This is a genomic window from Gordonia sp. AC31, from assembly GCF_031844505.1.
Lineage (GTDB): Bacteria > Actinomycetota > Actinomycetes > Mycobacteriales > Mycobacteriaceae > Gordonia > Gordonia hongkongensis.
In genome coordinates, this window is sequence record NZ_JAUZVK010000003.1 from 23,306 (window position 1) to 40,702 (window position 17,397).

Consider the following 17,397-nt stretch of genomic DNA (forward strand, 5'->3'; position numbering starts at 1 on the left):
GATCATCCTGCCATGCCGCGTCCGACGGACCCGGCCTGCCGTCGGCGCGCCGTCACGAACCTCGGCCGGCCCGTCAGATCCGTGTGCCGGGTGACTTCCTCGAAGTCGCCGTGCGCGTGCAGGCACGACACGACGGCGTCGGCGGTCGTGTCGTCGTGTTCGATCCCGACGACGCCACCCGGCGTCAGCGTGCGGGCGATGACCGGCACCATCGGCACGATGACCGACATCCCGTCCGCGCCGCCGAAGACCGCGCGAGCCGGGTCGTGGGCGACCTCCGGTCCGACCACGGCGTCGAGCGGCACGTAGGGCGGGTTCGTGACCAGGACCGACACGCTGCCGGCCGGCACGGCTCCCCCGACCTGATCCGGGTCGGTGACGTCCGCGGCGACGACGTCGACCCGTGACCCGACGGCCGGTGTCGCGGCGGCGACGTTGCGACGCAACCACACCAGCGCGTCCTCGTCGGCCTCGATCGCCACGACCCGCGTCGCCGGACTCATCGCGGCGATGCCGATCGCCAGTGCCCCACTGCCGCTGCAGAAATCGGCCGCGGAATGCGGTCCGGGGGTGGCCCGGAGTCGGTCGACCGCCCATTCGAGGAGGTACTCGGTCTCCGGCCGGGGGATGAACACTCCGGGGCCGACGGCCAGCTCGACCGGGCCGAAGGCGGCGGTCCCGATGATGTGCTGCAACGGAATCCGCTGCGACCGCAGGTCGATCGCGGACCGGAACGCGCGCGCCGGCGCGTCGTCGATCGCGTCCACCAGCACGAGACGGCCCGCATCGATCCCGAGCACGTGCGCCATCAGCCATTCGGCGTCACGGCGTGCGGAGTCGATCCCGGACGCGGCGAGACGGGCGGTTGCGGCACGCAGTTCGTCCGGCACCGGGGTCGGCCTGCCGGTCACGACACCTATTCCGCTTCCATGCGGGCCTGCCGGTCCGCGGCGACGAGCGCGTCGAGCAGGTTGTCCATGTCACCGGCGAGGACCGCGTCGAGATTGCTGGCCTTGTAACCGATCCGGTGATCGGTGATGCGGTTCTCGGGGAAGTTGTAGGTCCGGATCCGCTCGGACCGGTCCACGGTGCGGATCTGGGCCGCACGACCCTGCGCGGCGGCGGCCTCCGCCTCTTCCTCGGCTGCGGACTGCAGCCGGGCGGCGAGGACCTGCATCGCGCGCGCCTTGTTCTGCAACTGCGAACGTTCGTTCTGGCATGTGACGACGATTCCGGTGGGCAGGTGGGTGATCCGGACCGCCGAATCGGTGGTGTTCACGCCTTGGCCGCCCTTGCCGGACGAGCGGTAGACGTCGATGCGCAGTTCCGATTCGTCGATCGTCACCTCGGCCACCTCTTCGGGCTCGGGGTAGATCAGCACCCCGGCCGCCGACGTGTGGATGCGGCCCTGCGACTCGGTGACCGGCACCCGCTGGACGCGGTGCACACCGCCCTCGAACTTCAGTCGCGACCAGACCCCGTCGCGCACGGCCTCTTTCGACTTGATCGAGAAGGTGGCCTCTTTGTAGCCGCCGAGATCGGACTCGGTCACGCCGAGCACCTGCGCCTTCCAGCCGTGACGCTCGCAGTACTTGAGGTACATCCGGGCCAGGTCCGCCGCGAACAGTGCCGATTCCTCGCCGCCCGCACCGGATTTGATCTCCAGGACCACGTCGTCGGCGTCGTGGGGGTCGCGCGGGGCGAGCAGGTCGGTCAACGTCGCGTCGAGTTCCTCGACGGCCTCTTCGAGAGAGGGGATCTCGGCGGCGAACGACGCGTCATCGGCGGCCAGTTCCCGTGCGGCCTCGAGATCCTCGCGTGCCGCCTTCAACCGGGTGTAGGTCGCCATGACGGGCGCGAGCTCGGCGAATCGCTTGCCGACGCGACGGGCCGCGGCGGGATCGTCGTGCAGGGCGGGATCGGCCAGCTGGCGTTCGAGACCCGAGTGCTCGGCCAGGATGTCGTCGATGGCCGAGGGACTCTGCGTACTCATGAAGGCGACCTCACTTGTCGACCGGCGCACGCCGGATGATCGGCGACACCGGGAAGAACTCTGACCGGAAAACACAGCGACGCCCGTCCCGACATCGTCGGGCGGGCGTCGCAGCGTGGTCTACTTGGCGCGCTTGCCGTAGCGCTTCTCGAACCGGGCAACGCGGCCGCCGGTGTCGAGGATCTTCTGCTTGCCCGTGTAGAACGGGTGGCACTGCGAGCAGACCTCGACGTTGATCCGACCGTTGGCAGCGGTGCTGCGGGTCTCGAAGGTGTTGCCGCAGCCGCAGACGACGGTGGTCGTCGCGTACTCGGGGTGGATTCCCTGCTTCATGTCTGACTGTCCCTTTCTGAGGTCGCCGGGTCACCGTCGCTTGTCGACGGTGTGAACCGGAACCGGACTCGACCGATCAGTATGCCACGGGGGCATCACCCGGGAAAAATCCCGGTCACCGCGGTCGCAGGTGCCTCAACGGCAGGCCGCTCGGATCCATTCCCGGCACGGCCACCCGCACTCCACTGCACGTGACGCAGATCGCGATCCTCGTAAGGGTTGCCTAAGTGTAGTACCGTGGCGTCGCCCGCCCTGTCGGCGGCACACGCTCCCCCGCACCCCGTCCCCGAAGGAATCCTCGATGTACGACGCCGCCTCCACCGGCAGCAGCCTCGCAGTCGACACCGCACGGACCTCCCCCGCCCGTCGTACCGGCAAGACGGCCCGATCGCCGTGGAACCGGCGCAATCCCTACCCGGCGACGGTCGTACGGAACGAACTCCTCTCCGGTCCCGGATCGGCCAAGGAGGTCCGGCATCTCGAACTCGATCTCGGCGACAGCGGCATCACCTACGAGCCCGGCGACGGCATCGGCATCGCTCCGACGAACGATCCCGCGCTGGTCGATCTCCTGCTCGCCCGGCTGCGCGCGGTGGGCGACGAGATCATCGCCGACCGCAAGGCGACCTACACCCTGCGCGAGGCACTGACCAGCAGGTACGAGATCGGCGCGCCGTCGAAGTACCTCGTCCGGGTCGTCGCCGAACGCACCGGACACCCCGAACTCGCCCGACTTCTCGACGCCGGTGACCCGCAGGCACTCGACGCGTGGCTCCACGGACTCGACGTCCTCGATCTCCTGGATCTGGACCCGACCTTCACCCCGACTCCCGAGGAACTGCTCGAGGAGTTGAGTCCCCTCGCGCACCGCGAGTACTCGATCTCGTCGAGCCCGCGGGTCCACGGCGACACCGTCCACATCACGATGGCCACGGTGCGCTACCGCGTCGCCGACCGGGATCGCGGAGGTGTGTGCTCGACCCACCTGGCCGACCGCTGCGCGCCCGGCGACACCGTGCCCGTCTTCATCTCCCCCAACAAGAAGTTCCGGCTGCCCGCCGACGACGTCTCGGCCATCATGATCGGCCCGGGCACCGGCATCGCCCCGTTCCGCGGTTTCCTGCATGAGCGGGCCGCGGCCGGCGCACCCGGCGGCAACTGGCTGTTCTTCGGTGACCAGCATCGCGGCCACGACTACCTCTATGCCGAGGAGCTCGACCGGTTCGTCACCGACGGGCTTCTCGACCGGCTCGACCTCGCCTTCTCCCGCGATCAGGAACACAAGGTCTACGTCCAGGACCGGATGCGCGAACACGGCGGTGAGCTGTTCGCGTGGCTCGAGGCCGGCGCGCATCTGTATGTGTGCGGCGACGCCACGACGATGGCCGACGACGTCGACGCGGCGCTGCACGAGATCGTCGCCGAACACGGTGGTCTCGAGCCCGACCAGGCCGTGGCTTACGTCGATCGCCTGCGCGCGGAGAATCGCTACTCACGCGACGTCTACTGAGATGACCCACTCCGCCGGGGACCATCCGCAGGCCCGCAGCGATCTCGAGATCCTGCTGCGGACAGCCGGATTCGCGGGATCCTCGGTGAATCACGACGTCCCCGCGGTCGCCGCGCGCCTGCCCGGCCTGGCCCAGGTCGTCGGCGTGACCGTTGCCGGTCCGGTGATCATGAACGCGGTCGGCGTCCATGACCTCCCGACGGCCGTGGGCGGTCCGCTACGTGTCGACTCGCAGCAGATCGCACTGCGGCTCAACCCCTCTCGCTTGTCGTCGGCGTTGCTCAGCGATCCCGCCGCCCACGTTCCGCCGACCCTGCGACTGTTCGACCACCGCGGCAACACCGCTCACGCCACCTACCTGACGGAGAACTCCGACCGGCTGGCGTTCGAGGCGATGACCTGCGGCCGCGCGGCCGCGGTCCTCGATGGACCCTTCGTGGATTCGCCTGCGCCACAATGCGTGGAGCCGTCCGCCTCGATCGACGACGATCAGGTCGCACAATTCGACGCGGTACTCACCGACGGAGGTGTCGCCCGCCTGGCGGCCCTCCCCCATCTCGACTGCGCGCGTACCGTCCGCGTCGAGACACGTGCGGTGATCGCCGCACTCGAGCACGCAGCGGGACTGGGGATGACCGTGACCTTCGCGACGGCGGCGCCGGGACGCATCCAGATGCGCCAGGACCGTCTCGACGGAGCCCGCGAGCATCGGGGCCAGATGGTGCTGGCATCCGGCAGCACCCGCGTGATGATCAACTTCGATCTCGTCGGCGAATGCTGGGTGACGTGGCCCCGCGGGGTGTGGGACCGCACGGGATCACTCGAGATCTACAGCCGCGGAGGCGAGTGCGCGCTCATCGTGACCCAGACCGGGGCCGTCGCACCGCCGAGTGCGCAGGCGTGGCAACACCTGGCGGCCGACCTCGCCGGCTGAGAGGGCACCGCGCGAGTCGCGCACCCGTACCGTCTCACACTGCTTCTCCAAGCCGAGAGAACGACCTGCCCCCTGCTCCTAAGGAGCACCCGAAGCGTGCGGAGGGCGCGTCCAACCCCGCTCCCTGAGGAGCGCCCGGAGCTTGCGGAGGGCGCGTCACGAAGGGTCTTCGCAACCCGTCGTCTCACCAGGACCCTTCGTGACGCTCGCAAGCTCGCTCCTCAGGGAGCGGGGATATGACGCTCGCAAGCTCGCTCCTCAGGGAGCGGGGATATGCCGGACGAACTCAGTCGTCGTTGTTCCCGCCCGGTGCGGTCTTCTGCACCGTCATCAGGAACTCGATGTTCGTCTTGGTCTTCTTGAGCTGACTGATCAGCAGGTCGATGGCCTGCTGCGAGTCGAGACCCGAGAGCACGCGACGCAGCTTGTGCACGATGGAGAATTCCTCCGGCGACAGCAGCAGCTCGTCCTTACGAGTACTCGACAGGTTGACGTCCACCGCCGGGAACACCCGGCGCTCGGAGATCTTGCGGTCGAGCTTGAGCTCGGCGTTGCCGGTGCCCTTGAACTCCTCGAAGATCACCGTGTCGCCGGTGGAGCCGGTCTCGACGAGCGCCGAGGCGATGATCGTCAGCGATCCGCCGTTCTCGATGTTGCGCGCCGCGCCGAGGAACCGCTTCGGCGGGTACAGCGCGGTCGAATCGACACCACCGGACAGGATCCGACCCGACGCGGGCGACGCGTTGTTGTACGCACGACCCAGACGGGTGATCGAGTCCAGCAGCACCACAACGTCTTTCCCGCTCTCGACGAGTCGCTTGGCGCGCTCGATCGCGAGCTCGGACACCGAGGTGTGGTCTGACGGCGGCCGATCGAAGGTCGAGGCGATGACCTCACCCCGCACCGAACGCTGCATGTCCGTGACCTCCTCGGGACGCTCGTCGACGAGGACGACCATGAGGTGGCATTCGGGATTGTTGGTCGCGATCGCGTTGGCGATGTCCTGCAGGATTGTCGTCTTACCGGCCTTCGGCGGCGACACGATCAGGGCGCGCTGCCCCTTGCCGATCGGCATGATCAGATCGATCACACGGGTGTCGAGTCGTTCGGGGGTGGTCTCCAGTCGCAGGCGCTGGTTCGGGTACAGCGGCGTGAGCTTGTTGAACTCGGGGCGACGCTTGGCCGTCTCGACGTCTCCGCCGTTGACGGTGTCCAGCCGCACCAGCGGGTTGAACTTCTGGCGCTGGTTCTGCTGGTCGCCCTCGCGCGGCACCTTGACCGCACCGGTGATCGCGTCGCCGCGTCGAAGTCCGTTCTTGCGGACCAGGTTCATCGAGACGTAGACGTCGTTCGGACCGGCGAGGTACCCCGAGGTGCGCACGAAGGCGTAGTTGTCGAGCACGTCGAGGATGCCGGCGACGGGCTGCAACACGTCATCGTCGGACACCTGCGGCTCGTTCGGGGTGTCGCGATTCTGGCCGCGACGACGCTCACGGAACCGGCGGCCCCGACGGCGACCGCCGCCCTCGCCGTCGTCGTCCTGACCACCGTCGCGGTTCTGGCCCCCGTCACGATTTTGATTTCCGTCGCGGTTCTGGTTGCCGTCGCGGTTCTGCTTGTCGCGATTCTGGCCCCCGTCGCGATTCTGGTTGTCGCGGTTCTGGTTGCGGTTGCGGCGAGTGCGCTGGTCGTTGCCGTCGGAGTCACCCGCGGCCTCGCCCGAGCCGTCACGGCCGCGGCGTCGCTCGCGTCCCGCACCGGTCTCCGACGAGTCGGTCTCGGAAGCGCTGCCGCCCTTGGGTGCATCCCCGGCCTGGGCCTCGGACTTCGCCGCGTCGGCGCCGTTCCTCGAGCCGTCGGCCTGGGTGGCAGCCGGGTTGTTCGTTGGTCCCGTAGCGTCGGCGTTCGCGGTCTCGGTGGACGACGCCTCGGCCGGTGCGTCGGCGGCAGCGGCCTTGCGGCCGGCGCCGCGCTGGGTGCGCGCGCCGCTCCGGGGGGCGTCGTTCTTCTCGGTCGAGTCCGCCCCGGCCGTTGCCGGGGAGTCGCCGATGGCCAGTTGGTCGTCGTTCGTCGCCGGCTTCGACGTGCCAGCCTTCGACCGGGCGGGAGCGCTCTTCGCGGCCGGGGCGTCGCCACCCGCCTGGCGCTCCTTGATCGCGGCGATCAGATCGCCCTTGCGCATCCCGGAGGTGCCCTTGATGCCGAGTTCACCGGCGACCGTCCGCAGTTCGCTGAGCACCATGCCGGACAGGCCGGTTCGTGCACGTGTCTTGGTGGCCGGTCGTCCCGAGTCGGGGCCGGCCGAACCCGCGGATTCCTGCTCGGCAGGTGCGGTGATCAGGTCCGTATCGGTCACGGAAGTCCTTTCGTTCCTCCCGCAGACGAGAACTGCGTGAGGTCTACGTTTCCCTGCTTCTGTGCGCTAGGGAGTCCGTCCGCGGTGGACGGTGAGAATGTGTGGTCCGCTGCGAGCGTGCCCGGAAACACCTGCGCTTCGGCACCGTCGACAGAGATCCATGACCCCGGCCCGGATACACAGCCGGTCATCTCCGATCGGTGAAGGATGAGAAGCGGCAGGACAAGCCTGCGCGGCTAGACCAGAATATGGTAACCCCGTTCGCATGATAGGGGCAACACGCCGGAAGCGCCAAATGAATGCGCATTCACTCCGGCGGTCGTGCGGACGACGCCGATCAGCCGACGGTGATCTCGACGCCGCCGGCGACGGCGACCGACCGGGCGTCGAATCCGAGGCCCTGCGCCAGCTGACGGATCTCGGCGGGCACCGGCGCCGTACCGAGCACCAGGACGGTCGGTCCCGCTCCGGACACGGTCGCGGCATGTCCACGCGCACGCAGCGCGCTGACCAGATCGTGCGTCGGCGCCATCGCCGACGCCCGGTACGGCTGGTGCAGCCGATCCTGGGACGCGGCCATGAGGTTGCGCGGATCGGTGGTCAGCGCGACGACGGCGAGGGCCGACCGGCTCAGGTTGAACACGGCGTCGGCGCGCGGGACCGAATCCGGGAGCAGTCCGCGGGTGAACGACGTCGACGACTCGGTGTCGGGCACGAAGACCGTTGCGTAGATGTCGGGGTGCACCGGGAGGCGGTGCGCGTGATACGAGGCGACGCCGTCGGCCGATTCGGTCCACGTGACGACCGCCGAGCCGAGCACGCTCGCGGCCGCGTTGTCGGGGTGGCCCTCGAATTCGCTGGACAGTTGTACCAGTTCGTCGGCCGAGAGCCCCGGACCGAGGCCGGCGGCCGAGATCAGGCCCGATGCGGCGGCGAGACCCGACACCGCGGCGGCGGCGGACGAACCCAGACCCCGGGAATGCGGGATCCGGTTGACGCAGCGCAATGTCAGACCGGGGGCCCGCAGCCCGGCGTGTGCCAGTCCGCGGGTGAGCGCCCGCACCACGAGGTGCGAGTCGTCGCGGGGCACGGCGTCGGCGCCCTCACCCTCGACCTCGAGGGTGACGCCATCCGGGACCGTCTCGACGATCACCTCGTCGTAGATTCCGAGAGCTATTCCGAGACAGTCGAATCCGGGCCCCAGATTGGCACTGGAGGCGGGCACGCGGACCCTCGTCGAGAGCCCTACCGGCACCGTTCCCGCGGCAGCCGCCGCGGACCCGGCCCCGTCAGCCGACACCGAGAGCATCCGCGACCGCCACCGGGTCCACCGGAATGGCCTCGACCGCCGGGATGCCCGCCAGCGCGGTGTCGGGGTCCTTCAGACCGTTGCCGGTGACCGTGCACACCACGGTCGAGCCCCGCCCGATCCAGCCGTCGGCACTCGCGGCGAGCAGACCCGCGACGCTGGCCGCCGACGCCGGCTCGACGAACACGCCCTCCTTGCCGGCGACGAGGCGGTAGGCCTCGAGCAGCTTCTCGTCGGTGGCCGCCAGGAACTGCCCGTTCGACTCGTCCTTCGCGGCGACGGCCTGGTTCCAGCTGGCCGGGGAGCCGATGCGGATGGCGGTGGCGACGGTCTCCGGGTCCTTCACCGGCGCACCGTTCACCAGCGGCGCGGCGCCGGCGGCCTGGACACCGAGCATGCGCGGCACCGACGACGAGACGCCGTCGGCGTGATACTCCTTGTAGCCCTTCCAGTACGCGGTGATGTTGCCCGCGTTGCCGACCGGCAGAGCGTGGACGTCGGGGGCACGGCCCAGCACGTCGACGATCTCGAAGGCGGCGGTCTTCTGACCCTCGATCCGCGCCGGGTTGACCGAGTTCACGAGTTCGATCTCGGTGAACTCGGCGGTCGCCTTGCGCGCGAGTTCGAGACAGTCGTCGAAGTTGCCCTCGACCTGGATGATCTTGGCGCCGTGCATGACCGCCTGAGCGAGCTTGCCCATCGCGATCTTGCCCTGCGGGATCAGGACGGCGCAGGTGATCCCGGCCCGGGTGGCGTATGCGGCGGCTGATGCCGAGGTGTTGCCCGTGGATGCGCACAGGACCGCGGTCTTGCCGTTGTTGACCGCGTTGCTGACGGCCATCGTCATGCCGCGGTCCTTGAACGAACCGGTGGGGTTGAGACCCTCCACCTTGAGGTAGACCTCGCAGCCGGTCAGCGACGACAGATGCGGCGCACTGATCAGCGGGGTGCCACCCTCGAGCAGCGTGACGACCTTCCAGTCGTCGGCGACGGGCAACCGCGACCGGTAGGCCTCGATGAGGCCCGGCCACGCGCGGTGCACAGGCGTAGAAGTCGCTTCAGTCATCGGTACCTTCCAATCGCAACACACTCGACACCTTGATGACGGCGTCCATGTCTTCAAGCGCCGCAACACAATCCGATTGAGCTCGGTCGGGGGCGCGGTGGGTGACCAGGATCAGGCGGGCGTCGTCGCCCGCGCCCTCCTGGCGCACCGCGGCGATGCTGACCGACCGCTTCGAGAACTCCCCCGCGACCTGCGCCAGCACGCCGGGCTTGTCGGCCACCCGCATCGAGACGTAATACCGCGTGAACACGTCGTCGATCGGGGCGACGGGCAGGGAGGCGTAGGTCGACTCGAGCGGTCCGCGCCCGCCGTGCACGCGGTTGCGGGCGGCCATGACCATGTCGCCGAGAACCGCCGATGCCGTCGGTGATCCCCCGGCACCCTGCCCGTAGAACATCAGCCGCCCGGCGTTCTCGGCTTCCACGACGACGGCGTTGAACGCGCCGTTCACGGTCGCCAGCGGGTGGGTCAGCGGAATCAGCGCGGGGTACACGCGCGCCGAGATCCGTTGCGCGCCATTGGCGTCGCGGACGCGCTCGCAGATCGAGAGCAGTTTGATCGTGCAGTCGAACTTCTTGGCCGCGACCAGGTCCGCGGACGTGACCGAGGAGATGCCCTCGCGGTGCACATCGGCCGCCGTGACCCGCGTGTGGAAGGCGATCGAGGCGAGGATCGCCGCCTTGGCCGCGGCGTCGTAGCCCTCGACGTCGGCCGTCGGATCGGCTTCGGCATATCCGAGGCGGCCGGCCTCGGCGAGGGTGTCGGCGTAGTCGGCGCCCGTCTCGTCCATCGCGGAGAGGATGAAATTGGTGGTGCCGTTGACGATTCCGTTGACCCGCTCGACGGTGTCGCCGGCCAGTGACTGCATCAGCGGACGGATGACCGGGATGGCGCCGGCGACCGCGGCCTCGAAGTAGAGGTCCACCTTGGCATCTGCCGCGGCGGTCGCGAGTTCGCCGGTGTATTCGGCGAGGAGCGCCTTGTTCGCCGTCACCACCGACTTGCCGCTCTCGAGCGCCGACCGGATCAGACCGCGGGCCGGGTCGATGCCGCCCATCAACTCCACGACGATGTCGACGTCGTCGCGCGCGACGAGTGCCGCCGGGTCGTCGGTCAGGAGATCCTGCGCGATCTTGCGGGGACGGCCGAGATCCCGCACCGCGACGCCGCGGATCTCCACGGGAGCCCCGACGCGCGCCCGGAGGTCGTCGGCGTTGTCGGTGATGATGCGCACCACCTCGGCACCGACATTGCCCATGCCGAGCACCGCGACACCGATGGTGCGCGAGTCCGCATCGGTTGCGCCACTTGTGTTCTGCACGGATTCGGTCACAGGCCCACCTCCAGGCTGAGGAAGTCGTCGATGGTCTCCCGGCGCAGCAGTAGCCGGGCGTTCCCGTCGGCCACCGCCACCACGGGCGGTCTCATGGTCATGTTGTATCGGCTCGACATCGAGTAGCAGTAGGCACCGGTCGCCGCCACCGCGATCAGGTCGCCGGGGCCGAGATCCTCCGGCAGCCAACAGTCCTTGATCACGATGTCGCCGCTCTCGCAATGCTTTCCCACGACCCGGCACACCACCGCACGGGCCTCCGACACCCGGGACACGAGCCGCACGTCGTATTCGGCGTCGTAGAGAACGGTGCGGATGTTGTCGCTCATGCCGCCGTCGACGGAGACGTAGCGTCGTACGGCGCCGCCGCCCAGTGCGACGTCCTTCACGGTGCCGACGCGATACAGCGTGATCGTGCCGGGACCGGCGATGGCGCGGCCCGGTTCGACGGCGATGGTCGGCACGGGCAGCCCGAGTGCTGCCGACTCCCGCTCGACGATCGCCGCGAGCGTCTCCGCCACCTTCTGCACCGGCAGCGGACGCTCGTCGGGGAGGTACGAGATCCCCAGTCCGCCACCGAGATCGACGACCGACATCTGCGCGGTCTTCTCGACACCGAACTCGCCGACGACGTCGCGGAGCAGTCCGAGCACCCGGTGGGCGGCCAGCTCGAATCCGTCCATGTCGAAGATCTGCGACCCGATGTGGCTGTGCAGACCCACAAGCCTGAGGTTGTCGGTCGCGAAGACCCGCCGGATGGCTTCCATCGCGATCCCACCGGCGAGCGAGAATCCGAACTTCTGGTCCTCGTGTGCGGTCGAGATGAACTCGTGGGTGTGCGCTTCGACACCGACGGTCACGCGCACCAGCACGTCGGCGACGACACCGCGTTCGCCGGCGATCGCGTCGAGCCGATCGATCTCGATCATCGAGTCGAGGACGACGTGCCCGATTCCGGCATCGACCGCAGCGCGCAGCTCGTCGACGCTCTTGTTGTTGCCGTGCAATGCGATTCGCTCCGGCGGGAAACCGGCGCGCAGTGCGATGGCGAGTTCACCACCGCTGCAGACGTCCAGGGACAGCCCCTCGTCGTCGACCCAGCGCGCGATCTCGGTGCTCAGGAACGCCTTCGACGCATAGTGCACTCGCCCGTACGGGCCGAACGCCGCCATCATGTCCCGGCAGCGCGACCGGAAGTCGGCCTCGTCCACGACGAACGCCGGCGTCCCGAACTCTTCGGCGAGCTGACTCACCGGCACGCCGGCCAACCGCAGCTCGCCCGATTCGTCGCGGGATGCGTTGCGTGGCCACACCTGTGCGGGGATGGCGGCGAGCACGGCCGGGTCGTTCGGACGCTCGGCTAGATGGGGCGCGGCCAGCAGTTCGGCGTGCCGGGGGCCGGCGGGGTGGGCGTTCACATCTGCTCCGGCGCGGTGACGCCGACGAGACCCAGCCCATTGGCCAGGACCTGACGGGTGGCCTCGCACAGGGCGAGCCGGGCCCGGTGGATGTCCGCCGGTTTTTCGTCACCCTGCGGCAGGACACGGCACTTGGCATAGAACCGGTGGTAGGTGCCGGCGAGGACCTCGAGGTAGCGACAGACCCGGTGCGGCTCGCGCAACGTGGCGGCGGTCGCGACGACATCGTCGAAATCGCCGATGGTGCGGATCAATTCCCCCTCGGCGGGATCGTCGAGCAGGTCCAGATGGTCCAGCGACGACACGACCCCGAGGTCAGCGGCGTTGCGGGCCAGTGCGGACATCCGCGCGTGGGCGTACTGCACGTAGTACACCGGGTTGTCGTTGGACTGTTTGGTGAGCAGGTCGAGATCGATGTCGATGTTGACGTCGACCGACGAGCGGATCAGCGAATAGCGCGCGCCGTCGACGCCGACCGCGTCGACGAGGTCGTCGAGCGTGATGACCGTGCCGGCACGCTTGCTCATACGGACCGGCGTGCCGTCGCGCACGAGGTTGACCATCTGGCCGATCAGCACCTCGACGGTGGCCGGGTCGTCGCCGAGCGCCGCCGCCGCGGCCTTGAGCCGGCTGATGTACCCGTGGTGATCGGCGCCGAGCATGTAGATGCAGAGGTTGAAGCCGCGGTTGCGCTTGTCACGGTAGTAGGCGATGTCGCCCGCAATGTAGGCGGCGTTGCCGTCGCTCTTGAGGACCACACGGTCCTTGTCGTCACCGAACTCGGTGGACCGCAGCCACCACGCGCCGTCCTTCTCGTACAGGTTGCCGTTGGCCTTGAGCTCGCCGATGCACTCGTCGACGAGGCCGGTGGCGAACATCTTGTCCTCATGGGTGAAGACGTCGAAGTCGGTGCCGAAGTCGTGGAGGCTCTGCTTGATGTGGGTGAACATCAGGTCCACCCCGACCGAACGGAACGTCTCGAGGCGGTCGGCGTCGGGCTGCGACAGCACCTCGGGGACCGTCTCGACGACCTTCGCGGCGATGTCGGCGATGTAATCGCCCGCGTAGCCGTCCTCCGGGGTCGGGTTGCCCAGTGCCGCGGCCTCCAGCGACCGGGCGAACCGGTCGATCTGGGCACCGTGGTCGTTGAAGTAGTACTCGCGCGTGACCGCACCACCGCGAGCGGCCAGCACGCGGCCGAGCGCGTCGCCGACGGCCGCCCAGCGGGTACCGCCCAGGTGGATCGGCCCGGTCGGATTGGCCGACACGAATTCGAGGTTGATGACCGAGCCGGCGAGTTCGTTTCCGCGGCCGTAGTCCGCACCCCGGGCCAGCACCGCCGCGACGACGGTGTTCTGCGCGGCGGCCCCGAGCCAGAGGTTCACGAACCCGGGACCGGCGATCTCGGCCTTCGCGACACCCTCGGCCGCGGCGAACGCCTCCGCGAGCCAGCCGGCGAGTTCCCGCGGGTTCACGCCGAGCCGCTTGCCCATCTGCAGGGCGACGTTGGTGGAATAGTCGCCGTGGTCAGCGTGACGGGGGCGCTCGACGACGATGGAGTCGGGCACCAGGTTCTCGTCCAGTCCGCGGTCGCGGACCACGGTCAGGGTCACGTCGCGCAGCAGCGCGGCCAGGTCGGCGGGAGTCACAGGACACCATCCTATTGGCCGCGGCCACTACACCGACAATCGCACCCTGCTCCACCCATCGGGCCCACCAGTACACTCGTGTGCGCCGAGCGCGGGCCGGGTCTCCCGCGGGTCCGCTCGGCCCCCGCAGTCGGATGAGGAAAGAAGTCAATGGCGCGCAAACCAGGGGCCAACGTCCCCAAGTCCCGCAAGCGAGCAGGATCCGTTCCCTCGGCGACGGGACGTCAGGTCGACTGGATGCTGATCGGCGCCGTCGTGGTGGTCATCGGCCTCATCGCCGGACTCGCGATCTACCTCGTCCCCAAGTTCAACGAGCGGCGGGCCGAACAGAAGGACGACTTCGCCGTGGAAACGGTGTCCGAGTTCGTGCCCTCACCGCAGAATCCCGATCCGTCGGCGAACATCCCGGGTGTCACGAAGCGCTACTACGAGGCCGCGCGGCACGTCACCGCGACCCAGCGTGTCGCCTACGACCAGTCGCCTCCGTTCGGCGGACCGCACGATGAGATCTGGGCGACCTGCACCGGCGTCGTCTACCCGAACCCGCTGCGGTCGGAGAACGCCGTCCACGCCCTCGAACACGGCGCGGTCTGGATCACCTACAACCCGGACACGATCTCACCGGAGGACCTCGACTACCTCAAGCAACTCGTCCGCGGTGAGCAGTACCTGTTCCTCTCGCCCTACCCCGGACTCGACCAGCCGGTGTCGCTGCAGAGCTGGGGACACCAGCTCAAGCTCGAATCCGCCCGCGATCCGCGCGTCAACCAGTTCATCACCGCGCTACGCCGCAACATGATGCCCGGGGTCTACCCGGAGAACCCGCAGACCGCCGCGTACCCCGAGACCCAGGCCACCTGTACCGCCATCCCCGGGTTCGATCCGTCGAACCCCCCGCCGGCCGACGAGGGTGAGCCCGGCCCCGACGCCGTCCCGATGGATGGCGGCAACCAGCAGCCCGCGGGCTGACGCGGGTTCCCACCCGACCAGCAGACCAGGTAACGGACCGGGCCGCACGCCCCGACGAGATCGGCGAGGACCAGCGATGACCGACAACAGCGACCGGCCCGAATCGCGGGACGGGACAACGACTCCCGAGGGTCCGGACGACACGGCCGAGCCGTCGTCGCGCCCACGGATCCTGCTCGCCCTGGGCGGCGCCGCACTCCTCCTGTTCGGTCTCGGCCTGGGACTGCTGATCCAGGCGAGCCTCGCCGACGACTCCACCGGCGACGATTCCCCGGCTGCGAACTCGGCGGCCGTCGGCTTTGCGCAGGACATGACCCGCCACCACGAGCAGGGTGTGGAACTGGCCGCCATCGAACTCGAACACGGCACCGACCCCGAGGTGCGGAGCATGGCGTTCGACATCCTCACCGCCCAGAGCAATGAGATCGGCCAGATGCAGTCGTGGCTGACGCGGTGGGGTCAGCCCGTCACCAACCCCGGCGCGACCATGGCGTGGATGGGCCACGGCGGTTCCGAGACTAACGGGCACGACCACTCCGATCCCGCGGATCACACAGCCGGCGGTCACGATCACGGCCACGGTGGCGACGGCAGTTCGGACCACGGAGACATGGACCACGGAGACATGGACCACGGGGACATGGACCACGGGGACATGTCGGCACCCGCCTCCGGCGCACCAGCGGCGGGTGCCGCGGAATCCGACGCCGAACAGCCGCCGATGCCCGGGATGGCGACGTCGGCGGAGATGCAACAGTTCCGTGCGATGCGGGGTCCCGAGGTCGACATCCGGTTCCTCCAGCTGATGCTGCGTCACCACGAGGGCGGTCTGCACATGATGGAGTACGCCGCCGACCCGGCGAACGTCGAGCAGGCCTATGTCCGCGACCTGGCGTCGAGCATGAAACGGACCCAGGACAAGGAGATCGCCATCATCACCCAGATGCTGGCCCTGCGTGGCGCACAACCACTTCCGCTGAACTGAGCGCCCCGCACGGCGGGCACGCCGGTGAGGTGAGCAAGTTCGGTCGGGCCACGCGGCTCTCCAAACGGCGATGATGGCGGCATGCTCTCACCACGCCTCGCTGCCGCGGTCGCCGCGTTGCCACTGGCCCCTGGTCTGCGAGTCCTCGAGATCGGCTGCGGGCCCGGGCCGGCAGCACGCGAGGTGGCGCAGCGGGTGGGACCCGACGGCTTCGTACTCGGCATCGATCGGTCGCCTCAAGCCGTGAACGCCGCCCGCCGGGCCGCGATCGCCGGCGGCTTCGGTCCGGACCGACTCGACTTCGACTGCAGCGCCATCGAGGACTTCGATCTCGGCACGCGCATCCCGTTCGACGTGGCGTTCGCTCTGCGCGTCGGCGCACTCGACGGGCGACACCCCGATCTCTACGACGCGGCCGTGGGGGCCGTGGCCCGGGCGCTGCGTCCGGGCGGAGTGCTGCTTGTCGACGGCGGTGATCCGTTGCGGCGCATCGAGTTGCCAATGGGTTGAGGTGACCGGTCGGCTCAGTCGTGCGCGAGAGCGCGTCTGACGGCCTCACACTGACGGCCGAAGAAATCCTGCGCGATCGACGTTCGGGGCGCGACGATGTCGAAACCGTGAAAAGCGCCGGGCACCACGTCCACCTGGCAGTCGACCCCTGCCGCGCGCAGCCGCTCGGCGTAGTCGCGGTCTTCGGTGGCGAACAGGTCCAGGGTGCCGACCCCGATCCACGCGGCCGGCAATCCCGCGAGGTCGGTACGCCGCGCCGGGACGGCCTCCTGTGTGTCCGCACCACCGAGATAACTGGACCACCCGAAGGCGTTGGCCGAGGCGTTCCAGAGGCGGTGGTGCGGATCGGGCTCGCGCGTGCGGTCGTCGAGCATCGGGTAGGTCAACAGCTGCAATCGCAACCCCACCCCTTCATCGCGTGCGCGAAAGGCAAGTGCCGCAGCGAGTCCCCCACCGGCGCTGTTGCCGCCGATCGCGATGCGGGTCGTGTCGATGTCCGGCTGGCCGGTCATCCACCGCAGCGCGTCGAAACAGTCCTCAATGGCCGCCGGGTACGGATGTTCCGGGGCCAGGCGGTAGTCCACGGAGACCACCTCGATGCCGACACGTTCGGCCATCGCCCGCGCCCAGCGATCGTCCTGGGCGGCACTGCCCGTGATGTAACCGCCCCCATGGATCCACAGCAGCGCGGGCAGGCGACCTGAGGAGTGCGCCGGACGGAACACCCGAACCTCGACGCCGCTGGGTGTCGTCGCGGTGGTGACCGGCGCCCGTCCGTTGCGTACCCGGTAGAGCCGACGGACGACGGGGAGCGTGCGCCGGGACACGAGTTGTGCGGGCGCGATCAGCGCCACCCGGCGCAGGTCGGGCGCAAAGTCGTTCCGGATTCTCCAGCGGTTCAGCACAGGTGGAGACTATTCGCCCGATGTCACCCACGCGCGGGATTGTCGCGATTTGCTCACGACTGTGGCATGCTGCTGCCCAGCGTCGCGTGCCGGTGGCGGACCGCGTCCGGCATGGAGGCGCCAGGAC

The 17,397-nt window shown here is 69.1% G+C and carries 15 protein-coding genes; 5 read left to right on the top strand and 10 right to left on the bottom strand.

The window, feature by feature from the left end; all coding sequences use genetic code 11:
- Positions 1 to 2: 2 nt before the first annotated feature.
- From Q9R39_RS04520 to rpmE, 3 genes are all read right to left on the bottom strand, one after another.
- Complete coding sequence (locus Q9R39_RS04520; protein ID WP_137810075.1) at positions 3 to 911, bottom strand: HemK/PrmC family methyltransferase; 909 nt, start codon at positions 909 to 911, stop codon at positions 3 to 5.
- Between the two features lie 5 nt (positions 912 to 916).
- Positions 917 to 1,993 carry a peptide chain release factor 1 gene (prfA, locus tag Q9R39_RS04525; RefSeq protein ID WP_058252753.1) on the bottom strand — a complete coding sequence of 359 codons (1,077 nt, stop codon included), beginning with the start codon at positions 1,991 to 1,993 and terminating at the stop codon, positions 917 to 919.
- Between the two features lie 120 nt (positions 1,994 to 2,113).
- Positions 2,114 to 2,326 carry a 50S ribosomal protein L31 gene (rpmE, locus tag Q9R39_RS04530; RefSeq protein WP_010842972.1) on the bottom strand — a complete coding sequence of 71 codons (213 nt, stop codon included), beginning with the start codon at positions 2,324 to 2,326 and terminating at the stop codon, positions 2,114 to 2,116.
- Between the two features lie 301 nt (positions 2,327 to 2,627).
- On the opposite strand from rpmE, the gene Q9R39_RS04535 reads away from it, so the two are divergent.
- On the top strand, positions 2,628 to 3,836 hold the full coding sequence (locus Q9R39_RS04535) for a sulfite reductase subunit alpha (RefSeq protein WP_265969143.1): 1,209 nt from the start codon (positions 2,628 to 2,630) through the stop codon (positions 3,834 to 3,836).
- Position 3,837: 1 nt separating this feature from the next.
- Entirely contained in the window at positions 3,838 to 4,770 is a 933-nt protein-coding gene (locus tag Q9R39_RS04540) for a heme transporter (RefSeq protein ID WP_265969144.1), read from the top strand.
- A gap of 286 nt (positions 4,771 to 5,056) precedes the next feature.
- Here Q9R39_RS04540 and rho read toward each other — a convergent pair whose 3' ends face one another.
- The 6 genes from rho to argS form a co-directional block, all read right to left on the bottom strand.
- Positions 5,057 to 7,126 carry a transcription termination factor Rho gene (gene rho, locus Q9R39_RS04545; protein ID WP_311277145.1) on the bottom strand — a complete coding sequence of 690 codons (2,070 nt, stop codon included), beginning with the start codon at positions 7,124 to 7,126 and terminating at the stop codon, positions 5,057 to 5,059.
- 337 nt (positions 7,127 to 7,463) lie between these two features.
- Entirely contained in the window at positions 7,464 to 8,435 is a 972-nt protein-coding gene (gene thrB / locus Q9R39_RS04550) for a homoserine kinase (protein WP_058252749.1), read from the bottom strand.
- Positions 8,416 to 9,501: a threonine synthase gene (gene thrC, locus Q9R39_RS04555; protein ID WP_311277146.1), complete on the bottom strand. Its 1,086-nt coding sequence runs from the start codon at positions 9,499 to 9,501 to the stop codon at positions 8,416 to 8,418. The genes thrB and thrC overlap by 20 nt, the downstream gene beginning before the upstream one ends.
- The gene (locus Q9R39_RS04560; protein WP_058252747.1) at positions 9,494 to 10,834 is read right to left on the bottom strand and encodes a homoserine dehydrogenase; all 1,341 of its coding nucleotides are present in this window, start codon (positions 10,832 to 10,834) and stop codon (positions 9,494 to 9,496) included. The genes thrC and Q9R39_RS04560 overlap by 8 nt, the downstream gene beginning before the upstream one ends.
- Positions 10,831 to 12,252, bottom strand: a complete 1,422-nt coding sequence (lysA, locus tag Q9R39_RS04565) for a diaminopimelate decarboxylase (RefSeq protein WP_311277147.1) — start codon at positions 12,250 to 12,252, stop codon at positions 10,831 to 10,833. The genes Q9R39_RS04560 and lysA overlap by 4 nt, the downstream gene beginning before the upstream one ends.
- Positions 12,249 to 13,901, bottom strand: a complete 1,653-nt coding sequence (argS, locus tag Q9R39_RS04570) for an arginine--tRNA ligase (RefSeq protein ID WP_058252745.1) — start codon at positions 13,899 to 13,901, stop codon at positions 12,249 to 12,251. The genes lysA and argS overlap by 4 nt, the downstream gene beginning before the upstream one ends.
- 150 nt (positions 13,902 to 14,051) lie before the next feature.
- On the opposite strand from argS, the gene Q9R39_RS04575 reads away from it, so the two are divergent.
- From Q9R39_RS04575 to Q9R39_RS04585, 3 genes are all read left to right on the top strand, one after another.
- Positions 14,052 to 14,870 carry a DUF3105 domain-containing protein gene (locus Q9R39_RS04575; protein WP_058252744.1) on the top strand — a complete coding sequence of 273 codons (819 nt, stop codon included), beginning with the start codon at positions 14,052 to 14,054 and terminating at the stop codon, positions 14,868 to 14,870.
- 76 nt (positions 14,871 to 14,946) lie between these two features.
- Positions 14,947 to 15,855 carry a DUF305 domain-containing protein gene (locus Q9R39_RS04580; RefSeq protein ID WP_078112016.1) on the top strand — a complete coding sequence of 303 codons (909 nt, stop codon included), beginning with the start codon at positions 14,947 to 14,949 and terminating at the stop codon, positions 15,853 to 15,855.
- Positions 15,856 to 15,936: 81 nt separating this feature from the next.
- Positions 15,937 to 16,365 carry a bifunctional 2-polyprenyl-6-hydroxyphenol methylase/3-demethylubiquinol 3-O-methyltransferase UbiG gene (locus tag Q9R39_RS04585; protein WP_058252742.1) on the top strand — a complete coding sequence of 143 codons (429 nt, stop codon included), beginning with the start codon at positions 15,937 to 15,939 and terminating at the stop codon, positions 16,363 to 16,365.
- 14 nt (positions 16,366 to 16,379) lie between these two features.
- On the opposite strand, the gene Q9R39_RS04590 is transcribed toward Q9R39_RS04585, so the two are convergent.
- Entirely contained in the window at positions 16,380 to 17,252 is an 873-nt protein-coding gene (locus Q9R39_RS04590; RefSeq protein ID WP_058252771.1) for an alpha/beta hydrolase, read from the bottom strand.
- Between the last annotated feature and the right edge of the window lie 145 nt (positions 17,253 to 17,397).

Bases quoted from the DNA above. Each gene is read 5' to 3' on its own strand.
- prfA (WP_058252753.1), bottom strand. From the start codon at position 1,993: ATGAGTACGCAGAGTCCCTCGGCCATCGACGACATCCTGGCCGAGCAC.
- rpmE (WP_010842972.1), bottom strand. From the start codon at position 2,326: ATGAAGCAGGGAATCCACCCCGAGTACGCGACGACCACCGTCGTCTGC.
- Q9R39_RS04535 (WP_265969143.1), top strand. From the start codon at position 2,628: ATGTACGACGCCGCCTCCACCGGCAGCAGCCTCGCAGTCGACACCGCA.
- Q9R39_RS04540 (WP_265969144.1), top strand. From the start codon at position 3,838: ATGACCCACTCCGCCGGGGACCATCCGCAGGCCCGCAGCGATCTCGAG.
- thrB (WP_058252749.1), bottom strand. From the start codon at position 8,435: ATGCTCTCGGTGTCGGCTGACGGGGCCGGGTCCGCGGCGGCTGCCGCG.
- thrC (WP_311277146.1), bottom strand. From the start codon at position 9,501: ATGACTGAAGCGACTTCTACGCCTGTGCACCGCGCGTGGCCGGGCCTC.
- Q9R39_RS04575 (WP_058252744.1), top strand. From the start codon at position 14,052: ATGGCGCGCAAACCAGGGGCCAACGTCCCCAAGTCCCGCAAGCGAGCA.
- Q9R39_RS04580 (WP_078112016.1), top strand. From the start codon at position 14,947: ATGACCGACAACAGCGACCGGCCCGAATCGCGGGACGGGACAACGACT.
- Q9R39_RS04585 (WP_058252742.1), top strand. From the start codon at position 15,937: ATGCTCTCACCACGCCTCGCTGCCGCGGTCGCCGCGTTGCCACTGGCC.